Genomic DNA, 20530 nt, shown 5'->3' with positions numbered 1-20530 from the left:
CTGGGTATCTGGCCTTATGGCCCTTGAACTCCTTCGAATGTGGCCGAACGGTTCCCTGGAATCCTGTGATCCATATCTCAAGTCCTTCCATATCCGGCACTGTCGTGTCGTATGGTGGCGAGACATCTGATGCACTAACGATGGACCTTTATGCGTAATTGCTCGCTGAAGGTCTCTATTTCTGTGCAGCGCAAAGAACTGCGGACCGGACCATCGGGAGCGACGACGCTCCCTGTCGGCCGTACCTCACGAGGCGCGACACCGCCCACAAAGCGAGACGCGTCCCGAGCAAGCAAGGAACGACCATGGCGTCAAGCCTGACGAAGGACCGCGCCGGCACCCCCGGCGAGAAGACCTTCTTCGGCCACCCCCGCGGCCTGGCCACTCTGTTCATGACCGAGATGTGGGAGCGCTTCTCCTACTACGGCATGCGCGCCCTCCTCGTGTACTACATCGTCTCCGGCGGTGCGGACATGGCGAAGGGCAGCCAGGGCGGCGGCCTGGCGATGACCGCGGCCACGGCCACGGCGATCTACTCCGTGTACGTGTCGATGGTCTACCTGATGGCCCTGCCGGGCGGCTGGTTCGGCGACCGCGTCTGGGGCGCCCGCAAGACCGTCACCATCGCCGGCTTCGTGATCATGGGTGGTCACCTGGCGCTGGCCCTGCCGGGCCAGGCGGCGTTCTTCGCCGGCCTGATCCTGGTCGCGATCGGCTCCGGTCTGCTGAAGGCCAACATCTCCACGATGGTCGGCCACCTGTACGACGGCCCCGAGGACCCGCGCCGTGACGGTGGCTTCACCCTCTTCTACATCGGCATCAACCTGGGTGCCTTCGTCGCTCCGTTCGTCATCGGCACGGTCGGCAAGGAGTACAACTGGCACCTGGGCTTCGCGCTCGCCGCGCTCGGCATGGCGCTGGGTCTGGCCCAGTTCCTGTTCGGCACCCGCCACCTGAGCCCGAAGAGCTCCGTGGTCCCGAACCCGCTCTCCGACGAGGAGCGCCGGACCGTCCTGACCCGCGTGGGCCTGGGCGCCCTGGTCATCGCCGTGTTCTACGCCGGTGTCGTCGCCCTGGGCATGTACACCCTGAACTGGGCCATGGTCCCGCTGATGCTGGCCGGCCTGCTCATCCCGATCGCGGTCCTGACGAAGATCAAGCGCGACAAGGACCTGAGCACCACCGAGCAGTCGAAGATGACCGGCTACATCTGGTTCTTCGTCGCCGCCGCCGTCTTCTGGATGATCTACGACCAGGGTGGCTCCACGCTGTCGCTGTTCGCGGACTCCAAGACCGCCGACACCGTCTTCGGCCTCGGCTTCTCCGCCACCTGGTACCAGTCGCTTAACCCGCTGTTCGTGATGGCGCTGGCCCCGGTCTTCGCCTGGCTGTGGCTGTGGCTGGCCCGCAAGAACCAGGAGCCGAACACCATCGTGAAGTTCGCGATGGGTCTGGTCCTGGTCGGCGCCTCCTTCTTCGTCTTCATCGTCCCGATGAACATGGCGGGCGACGGCACCACCGTCTCCCCGATGTGGCTCGTCTCGATCTACATGATCCAGACCATCGGTGAGCTGTGCCTGTCCCCGGTGGGTCTGTCCGTGACCACCAAGATGGCGCCGCAGAAGTACGCCTCCCAGATGATGGGCGTCTGGTTCCTGGCCGTCACCGCCGGTGACTGCACCACCGGTCTGCTCTCCACGGCCGGCGTGGACCTGAACGGCATCGGCATCATCGCCCTCCAGGCCTCGCTCGCGGTGGTCGCGGGTCTGGCGGTCTTCATGTACCGCAAGAAGGTCCAGGCCCTGATGGGCGACGTGCACTGACCTGACGTCACGCCCTGACCCCCGAGGGCGGCACGCGTACGCGAAGGCCCCCGGCACACCTGGTGTGCCGGGGGCCTTCGCGCGTCCTGCCGCGGGTGCGGCTAGCGGGTGCCGCGCAGGCGGCGCCACGGGGTGAAGGCGAAGACCGCACCGCCGAGCAGGATCACGGTGCCGGCCACCAGGCCGAGCGCCCTGAGCGCCGCGTCGTCCTCGGCGCCGGTCTCGGCCAGCGGCGGGCCGGCGGTGGTGCCGCCGGACTTGTCGCCGGTGGTGCCGGCGGAGCCGCCCGGCTGGGCCGCGGTGTCCAGTTCCAGGGAGATGCCGGAGCTGGCCGCCTTGCAGGGCACGGTGATGGGCGTCGCACCCGCCGCCATGCGGACCTCGATGGTGAGCGTGTCCGGGCTGAGCGTCACCTTGCCGCTCTTGCCGGGCTTGTAGGTGCCGGTCATGTCGGAGAGGGAGACGGGGCTGCCCTTGGGGATGGGCGCGGAGTTGGCGGGGCCGGAGACCCGGACCGAGCCGGTGTCGGCGCCGCCCAGCTTGATGTCCATCAGCGGCTTGAGCGCGCCCGCGGGGAGGTCCATCGGGCTGGCCATGGCGCCCTTGGCGGTCTTGACCGTGAGGTCGTAGCTGCCGCCGTTCTTCTTGGCGTTGACGGTCACCGGGGTCTTGATGCCGCCGGGCACGACCGCGCCGCAGTCGTACGCGACCTGGACGGGCTTGCCCGGGAAGTCGGTCCTGCCGCCGTCACCGCCGCCGGAGGTGGTGCCCGCGGTGGTGCCGGAGGTGGTCCCGGACGTGGTCCCGGACGTGGTGCCGGAGGTGGTCCCTGATGTGGTGCCGGACGTGGTGCCCGAGGTCGTTCCGGACGTCGTGCCGGACGTCGTCCCCGAGGTCGTACCGGACGTCGTGCCCGAGGTGGATCCCGAGGTGGTTCCCGAGGTCGTGCCGCCGCTGGAGCCTTCGGACACGTTGATGGTGGCACCCACGCCCACCGAGCCCGTGGGCGCGCACTTCGTCACGAAGGTGCCGAAGGAGAACGTGACGGCCACGTCGTACTTGCCCGGCGTCAGCGTGACCTTGCCGGCCTTCGTGAGCTTCAGCTTGCCCTTCATCACGGACATCTGCATCGGGGCCTTCTTGGGGATCGGGGGGTTCTTCTTCTCCCCCTCCACCTTCAGCTCGCCCCCGCCGCCCAGGGCGATCCAGCCCGTGGGCTTGACCGAGTCCTCGGGGATGTCCATCAGGTCGGTGTTGTTGGACGCGGGCTTGACGGTCTCCCAGCTCACGTCCACCTCGTCGCCCACCTTGGCCGAGGCGGGTGCCGTGATCTTCGCGGTGGTCTCGCCCTCGACCGGGTCACCGCCGCCCGCGGGCGGCACACACCTGACCTTGAACGTGACCTCGGCGGCCTGGGCGGGCGAGGCCACCATGACGATGCCCGCGCCGCCGAGCACGAGCGCGGCCACGGCCGCGCCTACCCTCCGTTGGGTCTTCACGACTGTCCCTTCGTTGTCGGACGGTTCTCAGACGGTGCGGATGTCTGTGGGACGGACCCGTGGGGGGCGGATCCGTGGGGTGGGGCCGGCTCCGGTACGGCTTGGGCAGGTGCCGCCGGCCCGGGTGCCGCCGGCCCGGGTGCCGCCGGCCCGGGTGCTGCCGGCTCCGGGGCCGGTGCGCCCGGCGCGGTGTCCGGGGCGAACCACGGCAGGACCGCCGTGGTGGTCGTGGGGTCGGGGGCCGCGCCGCCCGGAGCGGCCGCCGCGCCCGGCGGCGCACCGCCACCGTGGCCGGGCTTCTGCCCGCCCGCCGGGATCCGCGGCAGCTTCGCGGTGACCGCGGCCGCCGCCTCGGGCAGCCGGGCGCTCCCCCGGTGCCGGCCGCCGGCGGCCGGGCCACCGGGCCGGACCCGGTCGACGACCGCCATGCCGATGCGGAAGACCCCGGCGGGGACGACCAGGCAGAGCAGGATCCAGAAGAGCGTCACGCCGTACGGGCGGTCCACCCCCCAGGGCTGGGTGACCAGCGTCTTCTCCCCGTACTTGAGGTGGACGGTGTGGTCGCCGTACGCGCCCGCGCCGAGCGTCACCTCCAGCGCGACCCGCGCCTTCTGACCGGGCCCGACCGTGCCCTTCCACTGGCGCTCCTCCCACACCGGGGCGAACACCCCGTGGGAGGTGCCGATCTGGAAGAGCGGGTCCTTCACCGGGGCGGAGCCGAGGTTGCCGACCGTGACGACCAGCCTGCGGCTCGGCGGGGCGCCGAACCAGGTGAGGATCCCGTCGTCGCCCTCCAGCCGGGCCGCCGCCAGCACCGCGAGCCGGGCACTGCCGCTCGCGGACGGCAGCGCGGCCACCGGGTGGTCGGTGATCTTCACTGCGGCGTCGACGGCGGCCTGGTCCCCGGTCACCGTGGCCACGTGCACCACGCAGGGGCAGGGCTTGGGCGGTGCGACCACGGGAAGCTGCTTGCCGAAGCGCCCGGCGTCGTCCGTGGTGACGGCCCGGCCGTCGGCGTTGGCGCAGGTGTTGGTGCCGCCGATCATGTTCTGGCCGCAGACCAGCAGCATCAGCAGGGTCCGGGGCCGCCAGCCGGTGCCGGCGACCGTGATCTCCGTGCCCTTCGCCACCTCGGGGAGGGAGAGCTCGACGGCCGGCTTCCCCTCCGCGGGCACCGCGCCGGCCGCCGGTGCCGTGGCGCAGAGCAGTGCCAGTACGGCGACCAGCGCGGCCGCTCCCGCCAGCGCACGCCGGGCCGCAGACCCGTACCCGAGGTTGCCGCTCACCTGACCGCTCCCGTCAACTCGGCTTCCGGTACGGGCCGTCCGGCCCGCACCCCGTCCCGCGGCGCCTCCGCGCGCCGGGACCTGGTGGTACGTACGAGCAGGGCGGCGGCCGCGGCGGTGCCCGCCAGGACCAGCACGCCGGCGCCGGTCCAGCCCAGCGCGCCCCAGGGCACGAACCACGCGGACGCGCTCCCCTCGGCCCGCGCTCCCCCGGCGGCGGTGACGGTCAGCGTCACGTCCGCCGGGCCGAACACCGGTGCCCCGGGCCAGGATTCGGTCAGCTCGGCCCGCTGGCCGGGCAGCAGTTCCAGGCCGAGCGAGTGGGCGCGGACGTCCGGCAGGTCCCCGAACAGGCCCTCGGCGGCGACCACGAGCTCCGGGACCACGGCCGTGTTCCCGCGGTTGACCAAGGCGTACGTGATGCGGCCGGCGGCGCCCTCGCCGGTGACGGCGACGTCCTCGACGGTCAGCGCGGACAGGGCCGGGCCGGTCACGCGCAGCCGGACCCGGACGGCCGCCTCGCGGGTGCCCTCGGCGGCGACCACGGCGGCCGGGTGGTCACCGGGCGCCGCGCCGTCCGGCACGGTGACGGTGAAGGGCACGACCGCGCGGGTGTGCGGGGGGATCCGGACCGTGGCCGGTGCCGCGCCGAAGCTCACCCAGCTCCCGGCCGCGCGGGTCTCCCGGGCCGGGCGCACGGCGAGGGCGCCGCCCTCGGCGTTGTAGGCGTCGGCGCCCCGGAGGGTGAGCGTGCGGGTCTCGCCGGTGGGGTTGTCGAGGGCCAGGCGGTCCTCCAGGACGGTGCCCGGAACGCCTTCCAGGTAGAAGTACGGGCGGACCTCGGCGCCGTCCGTGGCCGGTCCGGCGGCGGGCCGCGCGGTCCAGCCCGGGCCTCCGGGGTCACGCAGGGGGCCGCGGGCAGCGGTGCCGGGCAGGGCGGCGGTGGCCGTCAGGGCGGTGCCGGGCACGGCGGCACCGGCCGGGTGCGGGCAGAGCAGGGCCGGGAGCGCCGCCGCGGCGAACGTGACGAGCGTGACGAGTGCGGCTGGCCGGCTGCGGCGCGACGGCATGTACGGGTCTCCCTGTCGCAGATCGGCGTCGTGGTGTGGTGCGGCGCCGGTCAGGCCCGGGACCCCTGGCCGCGCCGGGTCAGCCACAGCACCCCGGCCGCGCCGCTCAGCAGGACGGTGCCGCCGAGGGTGCCGAGGGCGAGCGCGGAGTCCATGGGCCCGGTCTGGGGCAGGGTGGCGGCCTTCTCGGCGGTCTGCGGCCGGGCCCCGCCCGCGGCGGTGACGTCCATCCGGAGGGACGGGCCCGGGCTGTTGCCGGGGGTGCAGGTGGTCTCGGTCATCATCGCCTTGATGGTGAGGACGTCCGCGGTGAAGGTGACCGTGCCGCTCTTCTTCGGGGTGTAGGTGCCCGACAGGTCGCTGATCTTGATGGGGGTGTTGGCGGGCGCGGCCACGGCGTTGGGCGGTCCCGAGACGGCGACCGTGCCGGTCTCGGCGCCCCCGACCCGGATGACCGCGCTGGGGTTCATCGCGCCCTTGCCCAGCTCGATCGGGCTGGAGGAGACGCCCTTCTGGAAGGACATCGTCAGCGTGTAGGAGCCGCCGTTCCTGACGGCGGTGATGTCGATGGGCGAGACCGCGGACTTCGGCCCGATCGGGGTCTTGCAGTCGTATTTGACGTCGACGACGTCGGCGTGGGCGGCGGGGGCGGCCGTCAGTACCGCCGAACCGGCCAGTGCCGCGGCCAGCGCGAGCGCGGCGGAGCGTTTCTGCGTGGACACCTCTGAGTTCCCCTCGGGCCAAAGTTACTGACGACACATCAGATTGGCCGTCAAGGTACGCCGGGGGCCCTGCCGAGGGAAGACAAAGGACGAGCCGGATCGGCGGGTGCCGTCCGGCTCGTCCTGGAGGTCGTACGGGGGCCGCGCCGCCCGTCGCGGGCTACGCCGCCCGCTCGCCCCGCTGCCAGACCGCCGAGACCAGCGGGACGCCGGGGCGGTAGGCGAGGTGCACGTGGCTGGGCGCGTCGAGGAGCGCCAGGTCGGCGCGGGCGCCGGGGGTGACCGTACCGATGTCCGTGCGGCGCAGGGCGCGGGCGCCGCCTGCCGTGGCCGACCAGACGGCCTCGTCCGGCGTCATCCCCATGTCGCGGACGGCGAGCGCGATGCAGAAGGGCATGGAACTCGTGTACGAGGAGCCGGGGTTGCAGTCCGTGGACAGCGCGACGGTGGCTCCCGCGTCCAGCAGCCGTCGGGCGTCGGGCCACTGGGCGCGGGTGGAGAACTCGGCGCCGGGCAGCAGGGTGGCCACCGTCTCCGAGTTGGCGAGCGCGTCGACGTCCGCGTCGGTGAGGTGGGTGCAGTGGTCGGCCGAGGCCGCGCCGAGCTCGACGCCCAGCTGGACGCCCGGACCGTGGCTGAGCTGGTTGGCGTGGATGCGCGGGATGAGCCCCTTGGCCTTGCCGGCGGTCAGGATGGCGCGCGCCTGGTCGCCGTCGAAGGCGCCCTTCTCGCAGAACACGTCGACCCAGCGGGCGTACGGGGCGCAGGCGTCCAGCATCTCGCCGGTGACGAGGGCGACGTACCCGGCCGGGTCGTCGGCGTAGTCGGGGCTGACGATGTGCGCGCCGAGGTAGGTGACCTCGTCGGTGTGGGCGGCGGCGATGCGGAGGGCGCGGGCCTCGTCGGCGACCGTGAGCCCGTACCCGGACTTGGTCTCGAAGGTGGTGGTGCCCTGGCGGCGGGCCTCGTGGAGGTGGCGCAGCAGGTTCGCCTCCAGCTCCGCGTCGGTGGCGGCTCGGGTGGCGGCGACCGTGGTGCGGATGCCGCCGGCGGAGTAGCTGCGGCCGGACATCCGGGCGTTGAACTCCTGGGTGCGGTCGCCGGCGAAGACGAGGTGGCTGTGGGAGTCGACGAAGCCGGGGATCGCGGCGCGGCCTTCCGCGTCGTACGACTCGTCCGCCGACGGGGCCTTGGCGGTGGGGCCGACCCATTCGATGCGGTCGCCTTCGAGGACGACTGCCGCGTCCTGGACCAGGCCGAGGGGGCCTTCACCGAGGGCGGGGTCGTTGGTGACGAGGCTGCCGATGTTCTTGATGAGGGTGGTGGTCATGCGGGGTTCCTCTCAGGGCGTTGCCGGTTCCCCACCCCGCCCTTCTCCCGTTCACCGGGGCTCCGTCCCGGACCCCGCTCCTCGAACGCCGGAGGGCTTGATGTGCCGGCGGCGCTGGATTCGCGCAGCGAATTCCAGCCCCGCCGGCGTTTGAGGCACGGGGGTCCGGGGCGGAGCCCCCGGTTTCGGGACGGGGGTCCCCCGCACGAAGTGTGGGGGAGGGCGGGGTCGGGAACTGCTCAGCTGCGGACGGCGGCGATGGCTTCGGTCAGGGCCGACGGGACGTCCGGGACGGACTGGTGGGCGCCGTCGCGGACGATGTGGCGGCCGCCCACGAAGACGTGCCGGACATCGGCGGCGGTGGCGGCGAAGACCGCCGTCTCGGCGCCGAGGCTCGGCAGCGGACCGGCCGTGCGGACCGAGTCCAGCGCGATCGTCGTGAGGTCGGCCAGCGCACCCGCCTCGATCGTGCCGGCCTCGGACCAGCCCAGCGCCGCATGGCCGTCGGCGGTGGCCGCCCGCAGCAGCGCGGCGGCGGTCCAGTGCCCGCGCGTCCGGCTGGCCAGGCGCTCGTTGAGCTCCATGGCCCGCGCCTCCTCCAGCAGGTCGATGACGGCGTGGCTGTCGCTGCCCAGCGAGAGCGGGCTGCCCGCGCGCTGGAGGCGCAGGGCCGGGCCGATGCCGTCGGCGAGGTCCCGCTCGGTGGTCGGGCACATGCAGGTGCCGGTGGTGGTGCCGCCGAGCAGCGCGATGTCCGCGTCCGTGAGGTGCGTGTTGTGGACGCCGGTGGTGCGGGGGCCGAGGACGCCGTGGTCCGCCAGCAGGCGGGTCGGGGTGACCCCGTGGGCGGCCAGGCAGGCGTCGTTCTCCGCGGTCTGCTCCGAGAGGTGCACGTGCAGCGGGGCCCGGCGCTCCTCGGCCCACCGGGCGACGGTGGACAGCTGGTCCGCCGGGACGGCCCGTACGGAGTGGATCGCGGCGCCGATACGGGCGTGCTCGCGGTCCTTGAGGGCCGAGGCGCGCTCCGCCCAGGCCTCCGCGGTGCCGTCGGAGAAGCGCTGCTGGTGCGCGTTCGGGGCCTCGCCGAAGCCGGAGGAGAGGTAGGCGGTGTCGAGGAGCGTGATGCGGATGCCGGCCTCGGCGGCGGCCGCGATCAGTGCCTCGCCCATGGCGTTGGGGTCGGCGTACGGGGTGCCGCCGGGCGCGTGGTGCACGTAGTGGAACTCGCCGACCGAGGTGATGCCGGCCAGCGCCATCTCCGCGTACGTCGCACGCGCGAGCGAAAAGTAGTTCTCCGGGGTGAGTTTCTGGGCCACGCCGTACATGACCTCGCGCCACGTCCAGAATGAATCCGGCGCACGCCCCATGCCTTCTGCCGCGCGCGTTCCCCGCGTGTGTGGGGGTGATCCGGTCCCCGAGCCGACCTGCACGGTGCCGCGCAGGGCCCGGTGGAAAGCATGCGAGTGGGCGTTGGCCAGGCCCGGGACGGTGAGGCCGCGGAGCACCTCGGCTCCGGGGGGCGGGGTGTCGACCCCGGTGCGGACGGCGGTGATGCGGCCGTCGGCCACGTCCAGGGCGACGCCCGGCTCGACATTCGTGCCGAGCCAGGCGTGCTCCAGCCAGAGAGTGGTCACCGGCATGCGAGACCTTCCAGTACGTCGGCGAGTGCGAGGACACCGGCGACGCAGTCGTCCTCGGCCGCGGTTTCGGCCGGGGAGTGGGAGACACCGGTGGGGTTGCGTACGAACAGCATCGCGGTCGGGACGGACTCGGAGAGGATTCCGGCGTCGTGTCCCGCCCCGGTGCCGAGGACGGGGACCTGCCCGCCGAGGATCCGGTTCAGCTCGTCGCGCAGGGCGTGCTCGAACTCCACGACCGGCGTGAAGGACTCGCGCACGACGGCGAGGTCGATGCCGTGTCGCTCGGCGGTCTCCCGCGCGGCCTTCTCGATGGCGGTGACGACCGTGTCGAGGGTGGTCTGGTCGGCGGCCCGGGAGTCGAGCCAGCCGCGGACGAGGGAGGGGATGGCGTTCACGCCGTTCGGCTCGACGGAGATCTTGCCGAAGGTGGCGACGGCGCCGGCGAGCGCGGCCTCCTGGCGGGCGGCCAGGACGGTCTGCGCGTACGTGAGCATCGGGTCGCGGCGGTCCACCAGGCGGGTGGTGCCCGCGTGGTTGGCCTCGCCGTGGAAGTCGAACCGCCAGCGGCCGTGCGGCCAGATCGCGGAGGCGATGCCGACCCGGTCGCCCGACAGGTCCAGGGCGCGGCCCTGTTCCACGTGCAGCTCGACGAAGGCGCCGATGCGGGCCAGGCGTTCGGGGTCGGGCCCGATGGTCTCCGGGTCGTACCCGGCGGCCGCCATGGCCTGCGGGAGGCTGGTGCCGTCCGCGTCGCGCAGCGCGTACGCCTGCTCCTTGGTCAGCCGGCCCGCGGCGAGGCGGGAGCCGACGCAGGCCAGGCCGAAGCGGGCGCCCTCCTCGTCACCGAAGTTGGTGATGGCGAGGGGCCTGGTGAGCCGGGCGCCGCGGGAGCGGAGTTCGTCGAGGGCCGCGAAGGAGGACACGACGCCGAGGGGGCCGTCGAAGGCGCCGCCGTCGGGAACGGAGTCGAGGTGGCTGCCGGTGACGACGGCGTCGCCGGCGGCGGGGTCGCCGAGCCAGGCCCACTGGTTGCCGTTGCGGTCGACCTCGTAGGCGAGGCCGCGGGACTCGGCCTGCGCCCGGAACCAGTCGCGGCAGTCCCGGTCGGCGCCGGTCCAGGCGTACCTGCGGTACCCGCCGGTGTCGGCGTTGCGGCCGATCGGTCGGAGCTCCTCCCACATGGTGTGGAACGAGGCCCCGGCCCCCGGCGCGGGGGCCGGGGACCGGTCGTCGGACGAGGTCACGCGGAGTCACCCTCGCGCATCGGGACGCGGACGCCCTTGGCGTCGGCGACCGACTCGGCGATGTCGTAGCCGGCGTCGACGTGGCGGATGACGCCCATGCCCGGGTCGTTGGTGAGGACGCGGCGGATCTTCTCGCCGGCCAGCGGGGTGCCGTCGGCGACGGTGACCTGGCCGGCGTGGATGGAGCGGCCCATGCCGACGCCGCCGCCGTGGTGCAGGGAGACCCAGGAGGCGCCGGAGGCCACGTTGACCATGGCGTTCAGCAGCGGCCAGTCGGCGATCGCGTCGGAGCCGTCCAGCATGGCCTCGGTCTCGCGGTACGGGGAGGCCACCGAGCCGCAGTCGAGGTGGTCGCGGCCGATGGCCAGCGGGGCGGCCAGCTCGCCGCTCGCGACCATGTCGTTGAAGCGCTCGCCGGCCTTGTCGCGCTCGCCGTAGCCGAGCCAGCAGATGCGGGCGGGCAGGCCCTGGAAGTGGACGCGCTCGCCGGCCATCTTGATCCAGCGGTGCAGGGACTCGTTCTCCGGGAAGAGCTCCAGGATCGCCTTGTCGGTCTTGGCGATGTCGGAGGCCTCGCCGGACAGGGCGGCCCAGCGGAAGGGGCCCTTGCCCTCGCAGAACAGCGGGCGGATGTAGGCGGGGACGAAGCCGGGGAAGGCGAAGGCGCGGTCGTAGCCGGCCAGCTGGGCCTCGCCGCGGATCGAGTTGCCGTAGTCGAAGACCTCGGCGCCGGCGTCCATGAAGCCGACCATGGCCTCGACGTGCCTGGCCATCGACTCGCGGGCGCGGGTGGTGAAGCCGGCCGGGTCCTTGGCGGCGGCGTCGGCCATGTCCTCGAAGGCGACGCCGACCGGCAGGTACGACAGCGGGTCGTGGGCGGAGGTCTGGTCCGTCACGATGTCGATCGGGGCACCCTCGGCGAGCATCTGCGGGAGCAGCTCGGCGGCGTTGCCGAGGAGGCCGATGGAGAGCGGGCGACGGGCGTCGCGGGCCTCGGTGGCCAGCTGGAGGGCGTGGGCGAGGTTGTCGGCCTTCACGTCCAGGTAGCGGTGCTCGATGCGGCGCTCGATGGCGCGCGGGTCGACGTCGATGCAGATCGCGACGCCGTCGTTCATCGTGACGGCCAGGGGCTGGGCGCCGCCCATGCCGCCGAGGCCGGCGGTGAGGGTGATGGTGCCGGCCAGGGTGCCGCCGAACTTCTTGGCGGCGACGGCGGCGAAGGTCTCGTACGTGCCCTGGAGGATGCCCTGGGTGCCGATGTAGATCCAGGAGCCGGCGGTCATCTGGCCGTACATGGTCAGGCCGAGGTGCTCCAGGCGGCGGAACTCCTCCCAGTTGGCCCAGTCGCCGACCAGGTTGGAGTTGGCCAGCAGGACGCGGGGGGCCCACTCGTGGGTCTGCATGACGCCGACCGGGCGGCCGGACTGGACCAGCATGGTCTCGTCCTGCTTGAGGGTCTGCAGGGTGCGGACCATCGCGTCGAAGGAGCGCCAGTCGCGGGCCGCCTTGCCGGTGCCGCCGTAGACGACGAGCTTGTCGGGGTGCTCGGCGACCTCGGGGTCGAGGTTGTTCTGCAGCATCCGGAGGGCGGCCTCCTGCTGCCATCCCAGGGCGCTGAGCTCGGTACCGCGCGCGGCACGTACGGGGCGGGGTCCTGACATGGCGTTGCCTCCTGAGGATGTTGGTCAATCCATTCACATCCTGGCGGGCTGAATAGATTCAGTCAACAGCTGCGCGGGTGACTCCCCGGTGATTGGCTGGGTCCCATGGCCGCAGACCGGGCACCGGAACGCTCCGCGCAGGACGCCGCCGTACGCCGTGACCTGGCCGTACGCGCCGCCGTCGACCAGGGGCTGATCGGCGGCGGGGACGGTGACGAGCCCCTGGTGTGCCTGCTGGACGTGGCGGGGATCCGCGCGTCGGCCGCCGCCCTGACGGCCGCCTTCGCCACCGCCCTGCCCGCCGGCACCCCCGTGCTGCACGCCTTCGCCGTGAAGGCCGCGCCCCTGGTGCCGGTCCTGCGGCTGCTGGCGGACGCGGGGCTGGGCTGCGAGGTGGCCAGCCCCGGCGAGCTCGCCCTGGCCAGGGCGGCCGGGGTGCCGCCCGAGCGGACCGTGCTGGACTCCCCCGCGAAGACGCCGGCCGAGCTGCGGGAGGCGCTGGCCCTGGGCATCGCGGTGAACGCCGACAACGCCCAGGAGCTGGCCCGGCTCGACGCCCTGGTGGGCTCGGCCCCGACCCGCTCGCCGCTGGGGCTGCGGATCAACCCGCAGACCGGGGCCGGCGCGATCGGCGCGCTGTCCACCGCCACCGCCACCTCGAAGTTCGGCTTCGCGCTGCGGGACCCGGGGATGCGGGAGTGGCTGGTCGCCGCCTACCGGGACCGGCCCTGGCTCACCCGGTTGCACGTCCACTCCGGCTCCCAGGGGGTGCCGCTCGCCCGGATGGCGGAAGGCGTGCGGGAGGTCCACGCCCTGGCCGGGGAGATCAACGCCGCGGCCGGGCGGCGCCAGGTCGACACCCTCGACATCGGCGGCGGGCTGCCGGTCGACTTCACCTCCGACGCCGGGTCCCCGACGTACGCGGAGTACGTGGGCGCCCTGCGGTCCGCCGTGCCGGAGCTGTTCGGCGGCGCCTACGGGCTGGTCACCGAGTTCGGGCGGTCGCTGCTGGCCAGGCACGGGCTCGTCATCACCCGGGTGGAGTACACCAAGGCCTCGGGCGGCCGGGCCATCGCGGTCACCCACGCGGGCGTGCAGCTCGCCACGCGGACCGTGTACGTGCCGGAGGCCTGGCCGCTGCGGATGCTGGCGTACGACGCCAAGGGCACCCCGAAGGAGGGACCGCCGGTGGTCCAGGACGTCGCGGGCCCGGCCTGCTTCGCGGGCGACCTGCTGGCGGCGGGGCGGGCGCTGCCGGAGCTGTCGCCGGGCGACCTGATCGTCGTACCGGACACGGGCGCGTACTGCTTCGCCACCCCGTACGGCTACAACAGCCTGCCGCGCCCGGCCGTCTACGGCTTCACGGCAGACGGGCCCGCGGTGCGCTTCGCGCTGGTCCGCGAGGCGCAGGGGGCGGCGTCGATCGTGGCGGAGGCGGGGGGCGGGCAGCGGGACGCGCTGCTGTAGGGGGGTGAGGTGGTGCGGGCCGTTCCTGGCCTGGCGGCCAGGCCGGGCACGGCCCGCACCATCAGGCCGCATCCCTAGTCCACGAACAGGCCCCTGGCCGCCGCCTTCGCGTCGAACTCCTCCAGGCGGGCCTGCGCGTCCGGGAGGGCGTCGGCCATCGCCTCCAGCAGCACCCGGCCCAGCAGCATCGGCGAGCACGCCGTGTCGAAGGCCAGGCCGGTGCCCACCGCGGCCGGGATGAGCAGGTCCGAGACGCGGGCCACCGGTGCGAAGGCCGAGTCCGCGACCGTGACCACGGTCAGGCCTGCCTCCCGTGCGTGCTCCAGGGCCTCGACGACCTCCCGCGGGTGGCGCGGCAGCGCGAAGCACAGCAGGGCCGAGGCGCCGGCCTGCGCGCACGCGTCGATCCGGTCGGCCAGCATCGAGCCGCCCTCGTCGAGCAGTCGTACGTCCGGGTGGACCTTGGCCGCGAAGTACGCGAAGCCCCGCGCCTGCGACGAGGCGGCCCGCAGGCCGAGCACCGGCAGCGGGCGGGACGCGGCCAGCAGGCGTCCGGCCTCCTCGACCGGCGCCGGGTCGGCCAGCATCGCCGAGAGGTGCCGGAGGTTGTCGATCTCGGCCTGCACGGCCTGCTGGTAGGAGTTGTACGAGTCCTCCGCGCCGGCCTCGGGCGGTGCCGCGGCCGGGGCCACCTCGCGGAGGTAGCGCCGGAGCGCGGGATAGCCGTCGAAGCCCAGCGCCACAGCGAACCGGGTCACCGAGGGCTGGCTGACGCCGGCCAGCTCCGCGAGCTCCACGCTCGACAGGAAGGGCACGTCGGCGGCACCGCGCACCATGCAGTGGGCGATCCGCCGCTGCGTCGGCGTCAGGCGGTGCCCCTCGAACAGCTTCTGCAGCCGCGCTGCCGGGCTGTCACTCATCCGCCCCTCCGATCCATTCAGTCACCCTGCACTGTGCATGCATCTATGCAGCACGGCAAGCGGCGACCGAAGGACGGATACGGGTGCTGGCCCCAGTGACCCGGAATGCGGTCTTTCCTACCGTGGCGGGCGTGGGCACCCGGAGACCCGGGGCCGCCCGGGCACCTGGAGGAGGACGGTCGTCATGGACGCGGTGGAGAAGGACGTGCTGAAGAAGGATCTGGAGGCGACGCTCCAGACCCGCCGCGACCTCGGTCCGGAGTACGAGCCCGCGCTGGTCGAGTCGTTCCTGGACAAGGTCGACGTACAGCTCACGCGCCGGCTGGCCGAGCAGCGCGTCGCGGCCGCGCGCGGCACGGACCAGGGCCCCGACCTGCGGGGATTCGGCGCGCGGTACGGCTTTGCGGCGCTCAGTCTGGTCCTGGCGGTCCCGTTGTCGGCGATCGGCGTCGCCAACGCGGGCATCGGGGGCCTGCTGGTGGCCTGGGGCGGCATCCTCGGCGTGAACTTCTGCGCGGCCGCGAAGTCCTGGCGCCGCGACGCGCAGGACTGATCCGCAGGGGGAAGCGGGCGGATGCGGCGGGCGCGGGCCGCGCCGGTGGGCTGGCGCGGGGACCGCCGCACCCCCGGGGCGGGCCCGGGGGGCGGGACGACGGCGGTCCCCGCGGAGGACACGGGCTCCGGGTCAGGGCCGGTGCCGCGTCCGAGGCTGCCTGGAGGTCCGGGAGCCGCTCCGGAGGTTCCTGGCGCCGTTGGTGTGCCGGCCGGTCCCTCCCGGGCCCTGCCGACGAAGACCACTGTGCCGGAGCCGTGTTAAGCCGGTGCTGCCGTCACGTGTCGCGCTCGTACCGGTTTCGCGAAGGCCGCCGTCCGGTCCGTCGTCCGGTCCGTCGTCCGGTCCGCGGTCTGGCCCGCCGCCCGCCCGGCGCGTGGCGGGGCAGCGGCGGGCCTGAGCCCTACTTCGCGCCCTTGGCCAGGAAGGCCAGCAGGTCCTGGCGGCTGACCACACCGGTCGGCTTGCCCTCGACCAGCACGATCGCGGCGTCCGCCTCGCCCAGCGCGGCCATCAGGTCGGACACCGGCTCGCCGGAGCCGACCTGCGGCAGCGGCGCGCTCATGTGCTTCTCCAGCGGGTCGGACAGGGCGGCCCGCTGCGCGAAGAGCGCCGACAGCAGCTCCTTCTCGACGACCGAGCCGATGACCTCGGCGGCCATCACGTCCGGGTGGCCGGCGCCCGGCTTCACCACGGGCATCTGCGAGACGCCGTACTCGCGCAGCACCTCGATGGCCTCGCCGACGGTCTCCTCGGGGTGCATGTGCACCAGGGACGGCATGCTGCCGCCCTCCTTGTCGGCCAGGACGTCGCCGATGCGGGCCGCCGGGCCGGCCTCCTCCAGGAAGCCGTGACCGGCCATCCACTCGTCCGAGAAGATCTTGCTCAGGTAGCCCCTGCCGCTGTCCGGGAGCAGTACGACGACCACGTCGTCCGGCCCGAGGTCCTTGGCGACGCGCAGCGCGGCCACCACGGCCATGCCGCAGGAGCCGCCGACGAGCAGGCCCTCCTCCTTGGCGAGGCGGCGCGTCATCTGGAAGGAGTCCTTGTCGGACACCGCGATGATCTCGTCCGTGACGTTCGGGTCGTAGGCGGTCGGCCAGAAGTCCTCGCCGACGCCCTCGACCAGGTACGGACGGCCGGAGCCGCCGGAGTACACCGAGCCCTCGGGGTCGGCGCCGATGACCTTGACCGTGCCGCCCGACACCTCCTTGAGGTAGTTGCCGGTGCCGGAGATGGTGCCGCCGGTGCCCACGCCCGCGACGAAGTGGGTGATCTTCCCCTCCGTCTGCTCCCACAGCTCGGGACCGGTGGTCTCGTAGTGCGAACGGGGGTTGTTCGGGTTGCTGTACTGGTCGGGCTTCCAGGCGCCGGGCTCGCGGGCGAGGCGGTCGGACACGTTGTAGTACGAGTCCGGGTGCTCCGGGTCGACGGCGGTCGGGCAGACCACGACCTCCGCGCCGTACGCGCGCATCACGTTGATCTTGTCCGTGGACACCTTGTCAGGGCAGACGAAGATGCACTTGTAGCCCTTCTGCTGGGCCACGATGGCGAGTCCGACCCCCGTGTTGCCGCTCGTGGGCTCGACGATCGTGCCGCCGGGCTTCAGCGCGCCGCTCTGCTCGGCGGCCTCGATCATGCGGACGGCGATGCGGTCCTTCACGGACCCGCCAGGGTTGAAGTACTCGACCTTGGCCAGAACCGTCGCCTGAATGCCTTCGGTCACGTGGTTGAGCTTCACCAGCGGGGTGTTGCCGACGAGGCTGATCATCGAGTCGTGGAATTGCACCATGTTCTCCAGGGAGGGGACTCCACGGGTTCTCCGGGAGGCACCGTCAGAGTAAGCCGAAAGCGATTGGCAGACCGGCGGTACGGGGCAGGTACAGGCATGTACGGCCGGGTCGCGACGAGGAGGTGGCCGGAAGGGTGTCGAGAGCGAGGACGGCGCGCCGCATCGCGGCGGGCGCCGCTTACGGCGGTGGCGGCATCGGTCTGCTCGGGGCGGCAGCCGTGGGGCTGGTGCTGGCCGAGGTGCAGCTGGCGAAGCGTGTGGTCGGGACCGGGCAGCCGGATCCGCCGCGGGCGGACGGCCGGTACGGCTCGGAGTTCGGCGGCCCGGACGCGCGGCCGCTGAGGCTGGCCATGCTGGGCGACTCGACCGCGGCCGGACTGGGCGTCCACCGGGCCGGGCAGACCCCGGCGGCGCTGCTGGCCTCCGGGCTGGCGGCGGTGGCGGAGCGGCCGGTGGAGCTGCGGAACGTGGCGCTGTCGGGTGCCATGTCGGACGACCTGGACCGGCAGGTGGGTGCGCTGCTGGCGGACCCGTCGACGTACGTGCCGGACGTCTGCGTGATCATGATCGGCGCGAACGACGTCACCCGGCGGATGCCTCCGACCCAGTCTGTGCGGCTGCTCACCACGGCGGTGCGCAAGCTGCGGGCGGCGGGGGCCGAGGTCGTCGTGGGCACGTGCCCCGACCTGGGGACCATCGAGCCGGTGTACCAGCCGCTGCGGTGGGTGGCCCGGCGCGTCTCGCGGCAGCTGGCCGCCGCGCAGACCATAGGGGTGGTCGAGCAGGGCGGGCGGACGGTGTCGCTGGGCGACCTGCTGGGGCCGGAGTTCGCGGCGAACCCGCGGGAGCTGTTCGGGCCGGACGCGTACCACCCGTCGGCGGAGGGGTACGCCACGGCGGCGATGGCCGTGCTGCCGACGCTGTGCGCGTCGCTGGGCCTGTGGCCGGAGTCGGACCGGCTGGACACGACGCGGAACGAGGACATGCTGCCGGTGGCCAAGGCGGCGTCCGCAGCGGTGGCCGTCGCCGGTACGGAGGTCACGGCGGCCCGCGCGCCCTGGGCCCTGCTGAAGCACCGGCGCCGTCGGCGCGTCGCTTCGCTGGAACCGGCCGAGGTCACGGCGGCGGCGGCCCAGAACCCGGCCCAGCCGTAACCCTGCGGGGCGGGCCCACCACCGCCCCCCGGCACCGCCCGCGGCCCGTGCGGGTACCGCTCCGGCCCGTGCGGGTGCCGCTCGCGGACCTGCCGGTCGCGCCCGGGCCCGTGCGGGGGCTGCCCGCGGACCTGCCGGTGCCGCTCCCGCCCGTGCCGGGGGCGGGGGTGGCGGCCGGCGCCGGGCGGGGTGCCATTCCCGTGCCGGGGGCGGGAGTGGGGGCCCAGTGCCGGGGAAGTTGGGAGCGCGGTGCCCGTGCCAGGAGCGAGGCTGCCGGCCCGTACCAGGGGCCAGCTGTCGGCCCGTGCCGGGCGGTGCGCGGACCGTGCCGGGGCGGGCCCGCGGCCGTCGGCGAGGCTGCCGGCCCGTACCGCAGGGGAGGCTGTCGGCCCGGCTACAGGACGAGGGGGCCCTACCCCCTGCGGGGTTAGGGCTACGCGGGGAGGCGCCTGTCCCGGCTCCGACCCCGGCCCTGCCTGGTGCCGGGGCCTGCGCCTGCGCCAGGGCGGCCTCCTTGCCGGTCACCGGCCGGCCCGTGTGCGGGTGACACCTCCGGCGGGCCCCGAGGGGGGCGAAGCCCCCAGGGGCCCCACACGCCCCCAGGAGCCGCCCCAGGGCCAGGGGAGCCCCTCTCGCCCGCTGAGGCCGCGTACGGGGGCCACGGGCGCCGCTGGGGCCGCCCTGCGGGGCCGACCCCAGCGCCGCCCGGGGCGATGGCTGCGGTGGGGCGGGGTGAGGGACCCCCGGGAGGGATGCGGCACTCGTCACACGCGTCAGGCGGTGACCTCGACCGTACGGACCGGTAACTTCACCTGCGGTCCTGCCCTTTTCCGTACCGCCTCCCCTGGAGCCGTGATGCCCGAAGCCGTCATTGTTTCCGCAGCCCGCTCACCGATCGGCCGCGCCTTCAAGGGGTCGCTGAAGGACCTCCGTCCGGATGACCTCACCGCGACCATCGTCCAGGCCGCCCTCGCGAAGATCCCCGAGCTGGACCCGCGCGACATCGACGACCTGATGCTCGGCTGCGGCCTCCCCGGCGGCGAGCAGGGCCACAACCTCGGCCGCATCGTCGCGGTGCAGATGGGCATGGACCACCTGCCCGGCTGCACCATCACCCGGTACTGCTCGTCCTCCCTCCAGACCTCCCGCATGGCGCTGCACGCCATCAAGGCGGGCGAGGGCGACGTGTTCATCTCGGCCGGCGTCGAGATGGTCTCCCGCTCGGTGAAGGGCTCCTCGGACGGCCTGCCCGACACGCACAACCCGCTCTTCGCCGAGGCGGAGGCCCGTACGAAGGCCGTCGCGCAGAGCGAGGGCAGCGACTGGCACGACCCGCGCGAGGACGGCCTGATCCCCGACGCGTACATCGCCATGGGCCAGACCGCCGAGAACCTGGCCCGCCTGAAGGGCGTGACCCGCCAGGACATGGACGAGTTCGGCGTCCGCTCGCAGAACCTCGCCGAGGAAGCCATCAAGAAGGGCTTCTGGGAGCGCGAGATCACCCCGGTGACCCTCCCCGACGGCACGGTCGTCAGCACGGACGACGGCCCGCGCGCCGGCGTCACGCTGGAGGGCGTGCAGGGCCTGAAGCCGGTGTTCCGCCCCGACGGCCTGGTCACCGCCGGCAACTGCTGCCCGCTGAACGACGGCGCCGCGGCGCTGGTCGTCATGAGCGACACCAAGGCGCGCGAGCTGGGCCTGACCCCGCTGGCCCGCATCGTCTCCACCGGCGTCTCGGGCCTCTCCCCCGAGATCATGGGCCTGGGCCCGGTCGAGGCCTCGAAGCAGGCGCTGAAGCGCGCCGGCCTGACCATCGGCGACATCGACCTGGTCGAGATCAACGAGGCCTTCGCCGCCCAGGTCATCCCGTCGTACCGGGACCTCGGCATCGACATCGACAAGCTGAACGTCAACGGCGGCGCCATCGCCGTGGGCCACCCCTTCGGCATGACCGGCGCCCGCCTCACCGGCACGCTGATCAACAGCCTCCAGTTCCACGACAAGCAGTTCGGCCTGGAGACCATGTGCGTCGGCGGCGGCCAGGGCATGGCGATGGTCATCGAGCGCCTGAGCTGACGCCCCCGGGGCGGGGACGACGTCCTCCACGCGCCTTCGCCCCTCGTCGCGCTGCGTTGCCGCCCGGCTACGGGTGACCTTCCGCGCCCGGCACCCCGAGAGCCTTCCCGCCCAGGCCACGCCCGGTCGGGGAGGCCTCGCGCGTCCCCCGCGGGCCACGCGCGCCAACCGCGTCGCGGCCGACCTGTGACCGAATTTCCCCCAGGATGTGACCTACGTCCTGGGGGTTTGGCATTTACGCAGGTCAGCCCCTGTCCAGGCCCTTCGACTGTGACGAAAGACCTGTCCATTTC

General features: G+C 73.6%; 15 protein-coding genes. 5 read left to right on the top strand and 10 right to left on the bottom strand.

The window, feature by feature from the left end:
- The first annotated feature begins 305 nt into the window (after nucleotides 1-305).
- A complete protein-coding gene (locus ACIF6F_RS24235; protein WP_399950060.1) occupies nucleotides 306-1823 on the top strand; it encodes a peptide MFS transporter in 1518 nt (505 codons plus the stop codon).
- 101 nt (nucleotides 1824-1924) lie between these two features.
- On the opposite strand, the gene ACIF6F_RS24230 is transcribed toward ACIF6F_RS24235, so the two are convergent.
- From ACIF6F_RS24230 to hutU, 8 genes are all read right to left on the bottom strand, one after another.
- A complete protein-coding gene (locus ACIF6F_RS24230; RefSeq protein ID WP_399950057.1) occupies nucleotides 1925-3292 on the bottom strand; it encodes a hypothetical protein in 1368 nt (455 codons plus the stop codon).
- A 26-nt stretch (nucleotides 3293-3318) separates the two neighbouring features.
- Complete coding sequence (locus ACIF6F_RS24225) at nucleotides 3319-4608, bottom strand: hypothetical protein (protein WP_399950054.1); 1290 nt, start codon at nucleotides 4606-4608, stop codon at nucleotides 3319-3321.
- Complete coding sequence (locus ACIF6F_RS24220; protein WP_399950051.1) at nucleotides 4605-5678, bottom strand: hypothetical protein; 1074 nt, start codon at nucleotides 5676-5678, stop codon at nucleotides 4605-4607. Before ACIF6F_RS24220 ends, ACIF6F_RS24225 begins: the two co-directional genes overlap by 4 nt.
- A 50-nt stretch (nucleotides 5679-5728) precedes the next feature.
- Complete coding sequence (locus ACIF6F_RS24215) at nucleotides 5729-6400, bottom strand: LPXTG cell wall anchor domain-containing protein (protein ID WP_399950048.1); 672 nt, start codon at nucleotides 6398-6400, stop codon at nucleotides 5729-5731.
- A gap of 160 nt (nucleotides 6401-6560) precedes the next feature.
- A complete protein-coding gene (gene hutI, locus ACIF6F_RS24210; protein ID WP_399950045.1) occupies nucleotides 6561-7730 on the bottom strand; it encodes an imidazolonepropionase in 1170 nt (389 codons plus the stop codon).
- Between the two features lie 239 nt (nucleotides 7731-7969).
- Nucleotides 7970-9370 carry a formimidoylglutamate deiminase gene (locus ACIF6F_RS24205; protein WP_399950042.1) on the bottom strand — a complete coding sequence of 467 codons (1401 nt, stop codon included), beginning with the start codon at nucleotides 9368-9370 and terminating at the stop codon, nucleotides 7970-7972.
- A complete protein-coding gene (locus ACIF6F_RS24200) occupies nucleotides 9361-10551 on the bottom strand; it encodes an allantoate amidohydrolase (RefSeq protein WP_399950210.1) in 1191 nt (396 codons plus the stop codon). The genes ACIF6F_RS24205 and ACIF6F_RS24200 overlap by 10 nt, the downstream gene beginning before the upstream one ends.
- 59 nt (nucleotides 10552-10610) lie before the next feature.
- Nucleotides 10611-12275: a urocanate hydratase gene (gene hutU, locus ACIF6F_RS24195; protein WP_399950039.1), complete on the bottom strand. Its 1665-nt coding sequence runs from the start codon at nucleotides 12273-12275 to the stop codon at nucleotides 10611-10613.
- Nucleotides 12276-12380: 105 nt separating this feature from the next.
- Here hutU and ACIF6F_RS24190 point away from each other — a divergent pair, with 105 nt between their 5' ends.
- Complete coding sequence (locus ACIF6F_RS24190) at nucleotides 12381-13742, top strand: diaminopimelate decarboxylase (protein ID WP_399950037.1); 1362 nt, start codon at nucleotides 12381-12383, stop codon at nucleotides 13740-13742.
- A 74-nt stretch (nucleotides 13743-13816) separates the two neighbouring features.
- Here the strand turns inward: ACIF6F_RS24190 and ACIF6F_RS24185 are convergent, their stop codons facing one another.
- Nucleotides 13817-14662 carry a MurR/RpiR family transcriptional regulator gene (locus tag ACIF6F_RS24185; RefSeq protein WP_399950034.1) on the bottom strand — a complete coding sequence of 282 codons (846 nt, stop codon included), beginning with the start codon at nucleotides 14660-14662 and terminating at the stop codon, nucleotides 13817-13819.
- Between the two features lie 184 nt (nucleotides 14663-14846).
- On the opposite strand from ACIF6F_RS24185, the gene ACIF6F_RS24180 reads away from it, so the two are divergent.
- Nucleotides 14847-15215: a hypothetical protein gene (locus tag ACIF6F_RS24180; RefSeq protein ID WP_399950031.1), complete on the top strand. Its 369-nt coding sequence runs from the start codon at nucleotides 14847-14849 to the stop codon at nucleotides 15213-15215.
- Between the two features lie 403 nt (nucleotides 15216-15618).
- On the opposite strand, the gene ACIF6F_RS24175 is transcribed toward ACIF6F_RS24180, so the two are convergent.
- Nucleotides 15619-17004 (bottom strand): cystathionine beta-synthase, encoded by a 1386-nt coding sequence (locus tag ACIF6F_RS24175; protein WP_399950208.1) that lies wholly within the window; start codon nucleotides 17002-17004, stop codon nucleotides 15619-15621.
- A gap of 137 nt (nucleotides 17005-17141) precedes the next feature.
- On the opposite strand from ACIF6F_RS24175, the gene ACIF6F_RS24170 reads away from it, so the two are divergent.
- Entirely contained in the window at nucleotides 17142-18161 is a 1020-nt protein-coding gene (locus ACIF6F_RS24170) for an SGNH/GDSL hydrolase family protein (RefSeq protein WP_399950028.1), read from the top strand.
- A gap of 855 nt (nucleotides 18162-19016) precedes the next feature.
- Nucleotides 19017-20237 carry an acetyl-CoA C-acetyltransferase gene (locus ACIF6F_RS24165; RefSeq protein WP_399950025.1) on the top strand — a complete coding sequence of 407 codons (1221 nt, stop codon included), beginning with the start codon at nucleotides 19017-19019 and terminating at the stop codon, nucleotides 20235-20237.
- Nucleotides 20238-20530: the final 293 nt, after the last annotated feature.

This window comes from Streptomyces sp. NPDC086023 (assembly GCF_044540325.1).
Lineage (GTDB): Bacteria > Actinomycetota > Actinomycetes > Streptomycetales > Streptomycetaceae > Streptomyces.
Note: the sequence above shows the minus strand (reverse complement) of the source record. Positions and strands in the feature narration are given on the sequence as shown.